The following is a 10745-nucleotide window of genomic DNA, read 5'->3' as shown; positions in this document are numbered from 1 at the left end:
CACCAACACGATGTCGTTGAATGCTCAGCGTAACCTGAGCACCAGCGGCAGCTCCCTGGCCACCACGATCCAGCGCCTGTCGTCGGGTTCGCGCATCAACAGCGCCAAGGACGACGCCGCCGGCCTGGCAATCTCCGAGCGTTTCGGTACGCAGATCCGCGGCACCGATGTGGCCATTCGCAACGCCAACGACGGTATCTCGCTTGCCCAGGTCGCCGAAGGCTCCCTCTCGGAAATCGGCAACAACCTGCAGCGCGTCCGCGAACTGGCCGTGCAGGCCTCCAACGCCACCAATTCGGCCAGCGACCGCAAGGCCCTGCAGGCGGAAGTTACCCAGCTGGTCAGCGAAATCGACCGCGTTGCCAAACAGTCGGAGTTCAACGGCACCAAGCTGCTTGATGGTTCGTTCTCGAGCCAGCTGTTCCAGGTGGGCGCCAACGCCGGACAGGCGATTGCCATTGACAAGGTTGTGAACGCAAAGTCAGACGCATTGGGCAGTAGCGTGTTTGACAGCAACGCCATGACTTTGACCGTTCCGACCGGCGGTACTGCTCCGGTTGCCGGACAGGAACTTGAGATCACTGGATTGAAGATCAGCGGCGGCGGCCTCGCCTCGGCCGTGGATGTCGGAACGATCAAGTTCACCAGTACGGGCGTTGCTGCCGACGATCTGAAGGCAGCCACTACCGCCACCGTAGCGGCGATCAACGCCAAGATTGGCGAGGCGGGCGTATATGCCAAGGTGGATGAGACCGGCGCCGGTAAGATCAGCCTGACCTCCGTAAAGGAGAGCGTCGACAAGGACGGAAAGTTCTCCGGACTCGCCGTCACGGAAGGCGATGGGGACTTTGAAAGCGCAGCTGTCACTGCACACACCACTGCCACGATTCCGACTGATGGCACCAAGCTCCTGAAAGACGTGAACATCGACAGCGTTGCTGGTGCCCAGCAGGCAATTGAAGTTATCGACAAGGCTCTGAGCTCCATCAACAGCACCCGCGCAGACCTTGGTGCCATCCAGAACCGCTTCACCTCGGTGGTAGCCAACCTGCAGACCTCGACCGAAAACCTGTCCGCGTCGCGCAGCCGCATCAAGGACACGGATTTCGCCAAGGAAACCGCAGAGCTGACCCGCACCCAGATCCTCCAGCAGGCCGGTACAGCCATGCTGGCCCAGGCCAACCAGGTGCCGCAGAACGTGCTCAGCCTACTGCGTTAAGCCTCACTTCGAACACCTGCGTCGACCGAATCGGCGCAGGTATGAAAAGCGATTCTCGAAACACCGCCAAAGGAAACCACCATGGCACAAGTCATCAATACCAACACGATGTCGTTGAATGCTCAGCGTAACCTGAGCACCAGCGGCAGCTCCCTGGCCACCACGATCCAGCGCCTGTCGTCGGGTTCGCGCATCAACAGCGCCAAGGACGACGCCGCCGGCCTGGCAATCTCCGAGCGTTTCGGTACGCAGATCCGCGGCACCGATGTGGCCATTCGCAACGCCAACGACGGCATCTCACTGGCCCAGGTCGCCGAAGGTTCACTGACCGAGATCGGCAACAATCTGCAGCGTATCCGCGAGCTGTCGGTGCAGGCCTCCAATGCAACCAACTCAAAGAGCGACCGCGTTGCACTTCAGTCGGAAGTGAAGCAGCTGGTCAGCGAGATTGATCGCGTCGCCAAGCAGTCCGAGTTCAACGGTACCAAACTGCTGGACGGCTCGTTCTCCAGCCAGCTGTTCCAGGTCGGTGCCAACTCCGGCCAGGCGATTGCAATCGATAAGGTCGTCAATGCAAAAGCAGACGCATTGGGCAGCAGCGTCTTTGATAGCAACTCGATCACCCTGGCTGCTGGCGCTACCGCAGGTGTTGCGGGTCAAGAGTCCAGTATCACGGGCCTGAACATCAAGGGAGGCGACCTTCCGGCTTCAGGCATCGACATCGGCAAGGTCACGTTCACGAGCACTGGCAATGCTGCCAAAGATCTAGCCGAAGCGAACAAGGCTACCATCGCCGCGATCAACGCGAAGATTGGCGAAACTGGCGTGTACGCAGAGCTGGAAGCAGGCGACCCCGGTGCCACCCCTGCAGTGCCGGATTCGATCAAGCTGACTTCGGTCAAAGAAAGCGTCGATAAGGACGGGAAATTCGCAGGCATGGCTATCACGGCCGGTGCCGGTGGGTTCTTCACCAGTGTCGCGAAGACCGCGAACACCGCGCCACCAGCCGTTGGTGGCACTCAGCTGCTGAAAGACGTGCAGATTGATACCGTCGCTGGCGCACAGCAGGCAATTGCAGTAATTGACAAGGCCTTGAGCAGCATCAACAGCACCCGTGCTGACCTCGGCGCCGTGCAGAACCGCTTCACCTCGGTGGTCGCGAACCTGCAGACCTCGTCGGAAAACCTGGCCTCCTCGCGCAGCCGTATCCGCGATACCGATTTCGCCAAGGAAACCGCCGAGCTGACCCGCACCCAGATCCTGCAGCAGGCCGGTACGGCCATGCTGGCCCAGGCCAACCAGGTGCCGCAGAACGTGATGAGCCTCCTGCGCTGATCCAAAGAAGTACCGCTTCCGCCGCCGGCTTCGGCCGGCGGCGGGAGCAAACCGAAGCATCGCAATCGTCACGCAGGAACGGGCCATGGCCATGGACCGGACTCTCTCCCGGTGGCCACATCGTCGTGGCCATGGCCCGCCCCTGCGGCAGAACTGTTATCAGCGCTGTTTGTTTGACTGAACACCCCGGGTGGCTTCGTCTCCCCCCGCTTTTCAGTAGCCTGACCCCTCCTCTGCATTGGAGGAGGGTTTTTTACAGACCACCTATCAGAGGCGCGAACCGCCGCCCCTGCCCCAGGGCTCCTGCAACCGGCGTGCCAAACCCGCCCTTGCCCTGGCTGGCACAACTCCTGCATCAACGTGGTTCTAAAGACCCGGCGGCTACGGCCGCTACTTTCGTTGATGGCATTGCCCTGCGACTTCACGGCAGCGGCTACAAACAGGAGATACAACGTGGCGGACTTCGGTTACGGCGGCATCGGTTCAGGACTGGATATTTCCGGCATGGTCAGCAGCCTGGTGGCCGCCGATCGCAAGCCGGCGGACAACGCACTGAACCTGCAGCAGTCCAAGGCCAAGATGCAGCTCTCGGCGATCGGCACAGTCAAATCCGCGTTCGACACGCTGAATACGGCATTGAAAGCACTGAAGGCCAATACGGCGTTCGATGCACGTACGTTCACGGCCAGCAAATCCGGCACCGACGAGATCTTGACGGTATCCGGCACCAACTCCGCGGCGGCTGGCACGCACCTCGTCAACGTAGAGAAGCTCGCCACCGCGCATAAGCTGATCTCCGACACCGCGATACCGAAAACGGACACGTTCGGCGCCGGAACCCTGACGCTTACCGTCGGCGTCGGCGACAAGCAGAAGACGCTGAACATCAACGTCGAAGCGGATGACACGCTCAGCTCGATCCGGACCAAAATCGAGAAGGCAGGCCGCGCGTCTGGTATCCAGGCGACGCTCATTGCCTCCGGAGACAACCAGTTCCTGTCTCTGTCGCAGGAAAAGTCGGGCGCTGCCAACGCAATCAGCCTGAGCGCCGACCCCGGCAATGCCGAACTCGTCAAGCTCGCGGCGAGTCTGAAGCAACACACGGCAGCCACCGACGCGATCCTGACCATTGACGGCGTGCGTGTCACCAGCAGCGAAAACACCGTCACCGACGTGGTGCCCGGCCTCACCCTGAACCTGAAGAAGGAAGGCGAAAGCACCGTCACCATCACCACCGACGTCGCCGCGGCGCGCAAGGTGATGCAGGACTTCGTGACCGCGTACAACGGCGCCATCGCGGCGATCAACACCGCGACCAAGTATGACATCGAGAACAAGGAGCCCTCTTCGCTGACCGGCGATGCGCAGATGCGCGGCGCCTCCAGCCAGCTGCGCAGCATGATGGGCGGCATTCTCAAGGACCTCTCGGCCGCCGGCCTGGACCCGAAGAAGATCGGCCTGCAGACCCGTGCCTATCCCAATGCCGATGGCAGCCTGGTGCTGGATACCGCCAAGTTCGACGCGGCCCTGGTCAATCAGGGCGGTGCCGTGCGCGAGGCCTTCACCGGTGATGACGGGGCGGCGGCAAAGCTGTTTGCGATGGTGGATGGCTACGTCAGCACCACCGTCGGCAAGGAAGGCGCCTTCGTCTCGCGCACCAAGAGCATCAACAATACGCTGACGGACATCGACAAGCGCCGCAAGGCGCTCGATGTCCGCATGGAAGGCGTATCCGAACGTTACAAAAAGCAGTTCCTCGCGCTCGATGCGCTGATGAGCAAGATGAGCCAGACCATGTCCAGCCTTACCTCACAGCTCTCGCAGCTCAGCGGTTGATCGATCGCGGCAGCGGACTCAAGTTGAACCGGCCCGCTGCCGATATCACTGGCAGGACACCTCGCAGGCTCCACCCGGTGCCGACGATGTCGCGAGCTTCGCGGCCCCGCATGAAGGAGACATGATTGATGTACGGTTCCAACCGTCAATTCACCGAGCAGTACCGCAAGGTCGGCGTGCAGAGTTCGGTTACCGATGCCGACCCGCACAAGCTGGTGGCGCTGCTGCTCGCTGGTGCCTGCGAGCGCCTGCGACTGGCCCTGGCCTGCCTGGAACGTGGCGACCAGGCGCGCAAGGGCAAGGCAATCGGCGAGGTCTGCGCCATCGTGGGCCACCTCAACGGCTCGCTGGACCATGAAGCCGGAGGCGAGATCGCCGGCAACCTGTCCTCGCTGTACGACTACGTGATGCACCGGTTGACCGAAGCCAACCTGCACAACGACCCGGCTGCGCTGACCGAGGCCCTCGAACTGCTGGGCGAGATCGACTCGGCCTGGAACGCCATTCCGCAGCAACAGCGCCACACGGCGCAGGCCGCGCCATGAGTTCGCTCGGCGCGCTGAACGCCCGGCTCGACGCGCTGGAAACGGCGTTGCACGACGAGAATTTCGATGAGGCCGGGCTGCAGCTGGACGCGCTCGATGCCGCCCAGCGCAATTATCTGGCCGGTCCTTCAGCCCTCTCCGACGTGCCGGGGCTGTCTTCACTGCAGGCACGTCAGCAGCGCATCATGCTGTTCATGATGCGGCAGCGCGAAGAGGCCAGCCGCCACATCCATAGTGGGCACCAGTCTCTTCGCGCCGCGCAGGCGTACCTGACGGCAGAATCCCTGTCATGAACGAACTTCGCACCAGCGCCATCCATCACCCGGCCGAAAGCGAGCTGTTCGATGAGACGCTGAGCTGCGAAGTGGCGCTGCCGGCCGAGTTCCGCATCGGCAGCGCAGTGATCCGCCCCGGCACGGCCGAGACCCTGCTGCGCAGTGTGGCGCTGGTGGAGGATGCCCGCGGCGATGACGGGCATGACGACCGCAGCGATGCCACCCTGCAGGTGCAACGCCTGGAAGCCAAGCTCGATCTGATCATGGTGCTGCTGGGCCGCCTGGTCCGGCAGAGTGCGCAGGACCTGCCACTGCGCCCCCTGCGCTGGTCACGCCGTGGCATCCGCCTGGAACAGGGCAGCCGCAGCGGCGCCGCACCGGGCAGCATGGGCGTCATCCGCCTGCGGCCCTGCGATTGGCTGCCCGACCATATCGACCTGCCCGTGGTGATCGTGGCCGAAGCGGCCAATGGCTCCGGCGCGCACTATCTGTGGCTGCGTTTCGAAGGACTCAGCGATGCGCTGGAGATGGCCCTGGAGCGGCATCTGTTCCGGCTGCACCGCCGCCAGATCGCAGAAGCGCGTCGCCTGCGTTGACCGTACGGCCCCGACTGTGACGCATTCGGCTTGGCGGTAGGCCTTCACTCCGTTAAGGTGACGGCCTCCCCGCTCCCCAAGCAGCCTGTGCGCGTTCTCATCGTCGATGATCACACCCTGGTCCGTGCCGGCCTCAGCCGTCTGCTGCAGGGCTTTGCCGACGTCGAAGTCATCGCCGAGGCCAGCAACGCCGAGCAGGCGCTGCAGCTGAGCGTGCAGCACTCCCCGGATGTCGTCCTGATGGACCTGTCCCTGCCCGGCCGAACCGGGCTGGAGGCCCTGAGCGACATTCTCCTGCGGACGCCCGGCTCGCGCGTGGTGATGATGACCATGCACGACGATGCCGTGCACGTTCGCGATGCGCTGGATCGTGGCGCGGTCGGCTTCGTGGTCAAGGATGCCGCGCCGCAGGAACTGGAACTGGCGTTGCGCGCCGCGCATGCCGGCCAGGTGTTCCTGAGCCCGCAGATCTCGGCCAAGATGCTCGCCCCCATGCTGGGCAGGGAAAAACCGGTTGGAGTCGCAGCCCTGTCGCCACGGCAGCGCGAGATCCTGCGCCGTATCGGCAAGGGCGAGAGCAACAAGGAAATCGCTGCGGACTTGGGCATCAGCGTCAAGACGGTGGAAACCCATCGCGCCCGGATGATGGAATCGCTGGGCTGCCGCCGCGCCAATGACCTGGTGCTGCTCGCTGCCCGGCACCAGCACGAGCTGGAGTGATCAGCGCCGGTTCTCCGGCACACACGGCTTCCCCGCCACGCAGGGTGACGGATTTTTGAAGCCCGGCCGGCAGGCTGGGCACGGAAAGACAAGACCCGCGCGCCAACGCCCGTCAAAATACCGCGCCGATGTCGGGATATCCCCTACACGCTGTCAGGCATTTGACGACCCGACTCAGGAACCCCCTGATTCCCGGTGTACGGGAACACAAGCAAGATGTGTTCCATAACGCACCGGGGAGTCGGTGCGAACGGGGAACCACCTTGAAAGCCTCCATGTCGACCCAGATGGGTCAGCAGCTTCACCTCACCCCTCAGCTCCTGCAGTCCATCCGTCTGCTGCAGCTGGATGGCATGCAGCTGGAACTGGAAATCCGCCGCGCGTTGGAGACCAACCCCCTGCTGGAACTGGAAGAGGCGCCGGAACCGGTCGCTGCCGACACCGACCCGGCCAGCACCACCCAGGACGTGGCCGCCTTCGATGAACTGCCGGAATCCTCCCTGTGGGACGTGCCCGGTGCCGGTTGGCAGGACGGCGACGATGACCGCATGCAGCGCGTGGCGGCCGGTGAGTCGTCCGATCCGCAGCTGCGCGCCCTGCAGCGCCTGGCGATGGGAATGGATGCCCGCGAGCTGGCCGTGGCCGGTTTCTGGCTGGAGCACTGCGACGACGCCGGCTATCTGGATGCCCCGCTCGCCCAGCTGACCCTGCTGGCCAGTGCGCGCTGCGATGTGGACGCGGCCGGCGTGGAAGCGGTGCGCCAGCAGATCCTGCACGGCGATCCGGTCGGCCTGGCCGCCCAGGACCTGCACGAATGCCTGAGCGTGCAGCTGCGTTGCCTGCCCGGCCGTGTACCGGCCCGCCACCTCGCCCAGCGTGTGCTCGACGACGGCCTGGCCGCGCTGGCCGCTCACGATTACCCGGCGCTGGCCAAGCAGCTGGATGCCGAAGTCGCCGACATCCATGAAGCCGTCCGCCTGATCCTCTCGCTGCAGCCGCGCCCGGGTGAGAGCCTGCTGCCGGACAGCAACGGGGTGGTGATCCCGGACGTGGTCGCCTGGCACGCCGATGGCCAGTGGCGCGTCGCGCTCAACCCGGCCACCAGCCGCCGCCTCAGCATCAACCCGCAGTACGAACAGGCGCTGGCCGAGACCAGCGACGCCGCACAGCCGCTGCGCGACATGATGCAGGAGGCCCGCTGGCTGACCCGCGGTCTGTCGATGCGCTACGACACGCTGCTGCGCACCGCGCGGGTGATCATCGAGCGCCAGGCCGGCTTCCTGACCCGTGGCGAAGAAGCGATGGCACCGCTCACGCTGAAGGAAGTGGCCGACGAAATCGGCATGCACGAGTCCACCGTCTCGCGCATCACCACCGGCAAGTACCTGCAGACCCCGCGCGGCACCCTGGAACTGAAGCACTTCTTCGCGGTGCGCCTGGAAGGTGCCAGTGTCTCCGGCCAGGCCGTGAAAGCGATGGTGCGCCGCCTGATCGAGTCCGAACCGGCCGCCCGGCCGCTGGCCGACGAAGCGATCGCCGGCCTGCTCTCGCGCCAAGGGGTGAACATCGCCCGCCGTACCGTTGCAAAATACCGCGAACAACTGGACATCGCCCCGGCGCGCGAACGCCGCCGCAGCCATGCCAGCACCCCGCACCTCCTGGCCCGGGTGGGCTGAAGGAAATGGAAGACATGAACAAGCTCACCGTCCTGCTGGTCGACGACCACGAAGGTTTCATCAACGCCGCCATGCGCCACTTCCGCAAGGTCGACTGGCTCGATGTGATCGGCAGCGCCGCCAATGGCCTGGAAGCGATCGAACGCTCCGAGTCGCTGCGCCCGAAGGTGGTGCTGATGGACCTGGCCATGCCGGAGATGGGCGGCCTGCAGGCCACCCGCCTGATCAAATCGCAGGATGACGCGCCCTACATCGTCATCGCCAGCCACTTCGATGACGCCGAACACCGCGAGCATGCCCTTCGCGCCGGTGCCGACAACTTCGTCAGCAAGCTGTCCTACATCCAGGAAGTGATGCCGATCCTGGAAGGCCTGAAGGGGAACGGATCATGAGCGAATCCCGCATCCTGGTACTGGACAACGACGCCGTGCGCGCCGAGCGCACCGTCGCGCTGCTGGAGTTCATGGACTTCAACCCGCGCTGGGTGGCCGACGCCAACGATTTCGACATTACCCGCCACCGCCCCAACGACTGGATGGCCGCGATCATCGGTGGCCTGGACGGTTCCGAGCGCAGCGATGCACTGTTTGCCTGGCTGGGCAAGGGCGCGCTGCCGCCGCCGGTCATGCTGATCGACGGTGACACCACTGCTTTCGCCCAGCAGTACGGCCTGCACGAAGCCAATGTGTGGCCGCTGGAAGCGCCGCTGCGCCATGCACAGATGGAAGGCCTGCTGCGTCGCGCCAGCCTCAAGCGCCTGGATGCCGAGCACCAGGCCGGCGCCGTGCAGGAACAGGGGCCTACCGGTGAAGGCGCGGCGGTCACCCAGCTGCGCCGGATGATCGAGCAGGTGGCCGCGTTCGACACCACCGTGCTGGTGCTGGGTGAATCGGGCACCGGCAAGGAAGTGGTCTCGCGCTCCATCCACCAGCGCTCGCCGCGTCGCGATGGTCCGTTCGTGGCGATCAACTGCGGCGCGATTCCGCCGGATCTGCTGGAAAGCGAACTGTTCGGTCACGAAAAGGGCGCCTTTACCGGCGCGCTGAGTGCACGCAAGGGCCGTTTCGAAATGGCCGAAGGTGGCACCCTGCTGCTCGATGAAATCGGCGACATGAGCCTGCCGATGCAGGTCAAGCTGCTGCGCGTGCTGCAGGAGCGCAGCTTCGAGCGCGTGGGTGGCAACCAGACCATCCGCTGCAACGTGCGCGTGATCGCCGCGACCCACCGCGACCTGGAGTCACGTATCGCCGACGGCAAGTTCCGCGAGGATCTGTTCTATCGCCTCAACGTGTTCCCCATCGATGTGCCGGCCCTGCGCGAGCGCAGCGAAGACCTGCCGGCGCTGGTGACCACCATCGCCGGGCAGCTGGCCCGTACCGGCCGCGGTGAAGTGCGTTTCACCGGCGAAGCCCTGCAGGCGCTGGCCGCCTACGAATGGCCGGGCAATGTGCGCGAGCTGACCAACCTGGTGGAACGCCTGGCCGTGCTGCACCCCAGCGGCAACGTGCGCGTGCAGGATCTGCCGGCCCGCTATCGCGGCGACTTCGCGGCGGCCGCACCCGTGCTCGCGGCAGCAGCGCCGGCCCAGGCCGATGAGCGGCTGGACCTGCGCAGCTTCTCCTTCCACACCCCGGGTGCACCGGGCAGCACGGCCACGGACAACGGCACCGGCCCGGTCGCCCGCGCCCCGGCCCTGCCCGATGACGGCCTGGATCTGCGCAACCACATGGCCAGCATCGAGTTGAACCTGATCAACGAAGCGCTGGAGCGCACCCAGGGCGTCGTCGCCCATGCCGCCCAGCTGCTCGGCCTGCGCCGCACCACCCTGGTGGAAAAGCTGCGCAAGTACGGGATCGAACGCGACCAGACCGAACTGGCCGGCTGAGCGGGCCGGCACGCGGAAACCAGACGCCCGGGCATGTCCCGGGCTTTTTTGTTGCCACGACCGTCCGCCCCGCCGGTTTTCCGGCGTCGACTCTCCGGCACGGCGCTGCTTCACCCCGCCGCATGGGCACGCCGTCGCCCACACCGGTCAGGCCGCCACGCGCTCGGGCGCTGCGTGACGCGCAACCCCGCGCCACCGTTACAAAACTGAATCACTCATCCATTTCGGCACGGCACTTGCAACGTCTCCCGGTGTAACCCACCCCTGCTTCGGAACGTTCCAGATGTCGCACTCCGTCACCTCGATCCTTTCTCAGATCCGCACCTTCCAGACCCAGATGGGGCAGCCCGCCGTCAGCCCGCTGACGGAGCTGCCGCGCAGCAATGCCATCCAGGGTCTGGTGTCCCCCCAGGAGATCCAGGGCCCGAGCTTCACCGAAACGCTGCGCGGCGCCATCGCCGGCGTCAACGATGCGCAACAGAAATCCGGCGCCCTGGCCAAGGCCTTCGAACTGGGTGAACCCGGTGCGGACCTGGCCAAGGTCATGGTCGCCTCGCAGCAGTCCCAGATCGCCTTCCGCGCCACCGTGGAAGTCCGCAACCGTCTCGTCCAGGCTTACCAGGACGTGATGAACATGCCGCTGTAAGGATAGAAACGC

The 10745-nt window shown here is 64.9% G+C and carries 11 protein-coding genes; all 11 read left to right on the top strand.

Features of this window, described 5'->3' with window-relative positions; all coding sequences use genetic code 11:
* On the top strand, positions 1-1219 hold a 1219-nt coding region (locus OC373_RS09320), incomplete at its 5' end, for a flagellin (RefSeq protein WP_261997552.1).
* An 81-nt stretch (positions 1220-1300) separates the two neighbouring features.
* Complete coding sequence (locus tag OC373_RS09315; protein ID WP_261997551.1) at positions 1301-2554, top strand: flagellin; 1254 nt, start codon at positions 1301-1303, stop codon at positions 2552-2554.
* A 453-nt stretch (positions 2555-3007) separates the two neighbouring features.
* The gene (fliD, locus tag OC373_RS09310; RefSeq protein ID WP_261997550.1) at positions 3008-4390 is read left to right on the top strand and encodes a flagellar filament capping protein FliD; all 1383 of its coding nucleotides are present in this window, start codon (positions 3008-3010) and stop codon (positions 4388-4390) included.
* Between the two features lie 128 nt (positions 4391-4518).
* A complete protein-coding gene (fliS, locus tag OC373_RS09305; protein WP_070427331.1) occupies positions 4519-4935 on the top strand; it encodes a flagellar export chaperone FliS in 417 nt (138 codons plus the stop codon).
* Complete coding sequence (locus OC373_RS09300) at positions 4932-5228, top strand: hypothetical protein (protein ID WP_070427330.1); 297 nt, start codon at positions 4932-4934, stop codon at positions 5226-5228. Before fliS ends, OC373_RS09300 begins: the two co-directional genes overlap by 4 nt.
* Entirely contained in the window at positions 5225-5806 is a 582-nt protein-coding gene (locus OC373_RS09295; RefSeq protein WP_261997549.1) for a PilZ domain-containing protein, read from the top strand. Before OC373_RS09300 ends, OC373_RS09295 begins: the two co-directional genes overlap by 4 nt.
* A gap of 87 nt (positions 5807-5893) precedes the next feature.
* Positions 5894-6526 carry a response regulator transcription factor gene (locus OC373_RS09290; protein WP_026070039.1) on the top strand — a complete coding sequence of 211 codons (633 nt, stop codon included), beginning with the start codon at positions 5894-5896 and terminating at the stop codon, positions 6524-6526.
* A gap of 263 nt (positions 6527-6789) precedes the next feature.
* Positions 6790-8202 (top strand): RNA polymerase factor sigma-54, encoded by a 1413-nt coding sequence (gene rpoN / locus OC373_RS09285; protein WP_261997548.1) that lies wholly within the window; start codon positions 6790-6792, stop codon positions 8200-8202.
* Between the two features lie 14 nt (positions 8203-8216).
* Complete coding sequence (locus OC373_RS09280) at positions 8217-8594, top strand: response regulator transcription factor (RefSeq protein ID WP_026070040.1); 378 nt, start codon at positions 8217-8219, stop codon at positions 8592-8594.
* A complete protein-coding gene (locus OC373_RS09275) occupies positions 8591-10087 on the top strand; it encodes a sigma-54 dependent transcriptional regulator (protein ID WP_261997547.1) in 1497 nt (498 codons plus the stop codon). The genes OC373_RS09280 and OC373_RS09275 overlap by 4 nt, the downstream gene beginning before the upstream one ends.
* Positions 10088-10370: 283 nt before the next feature.
* Complete coding sequence (gene fliE, locus OC373_RS09270) at positions 10371-10733, top strand: flagellar hook-basal body complex protein FliE (protein WP_070427326.1); 363 nt, start codon at positions 10371-10373, stop codon at positions 10731-10733.
* Positions 10734-10745 lie beyond the last annotated feature (12 nt).

The organism is Stenotrophomonas sp. Ste96, from assembly GCF_024519495.1.
Taxonomy (GTDB): Bacteria; Pseudomonadota; Gammaproteobacteria; order Xanthomonadales; family Xanthomonadaceae; genus Stenotrophomonas; species Stenotrophomonas bentonitica_A.
Note: the sequence above shows the minus strand (reverse complement) of the source record. Positions and strands in the feature narration are given on the sequence as shown.

Excerpts from the sequence above, each read along its gene's own strand:
- OC373_RS09315 (WP_261997551.1), top strand. The coding sequence starts at position 1,301 with ATGGCACAAGTCATCAATACCAACACGATGTCGTTGAATGCTCAGCGT.
- OC373_RS09280 (WP_026070040.1), top strand. The coding sequence starts at position 8,217 with ATGAACAAGCTCACCGTCCTGCTGGTCGACGACCACGAAGGTTTCATC.
- fliS (WP_070427331.1), top strand. The coding sequence starts at position 4,519 with ATGTACGGTTCCAACCGTCAATTCACCGAGCAGTACCGCAAGGTCGGC.
- fliE (WP_070427326.1), top strand. The coding sequence starts at position 10,371 with ATGTCGCACTCCGTCACCTCGATCCTTTCTCAGATCCGCACCTTCCAG.
- OC373_RS09295 (WP_261997549.1), top strand. The coding sequence starts at position 5,225 with ATGAACGAACTTCGCACCAGCGCCATCCATCACCCGGCCGAAAGCGAG.
- OC373_RS09300 (WP_070427330.1), top strand. The coding sequence starts at position 4,932 with ATGAGTTCGCTCGGCGCGCTGAACGCCCGGCTCGACGCGCTGGAAACG.
- OC373_RS09275 (WP_261997547.1), top strand. The coding sequence starts at position 8,591 with ATGAGCGAATCCCGCATCCTGGTACTGGACAACGACGCCGTGCGCGCC.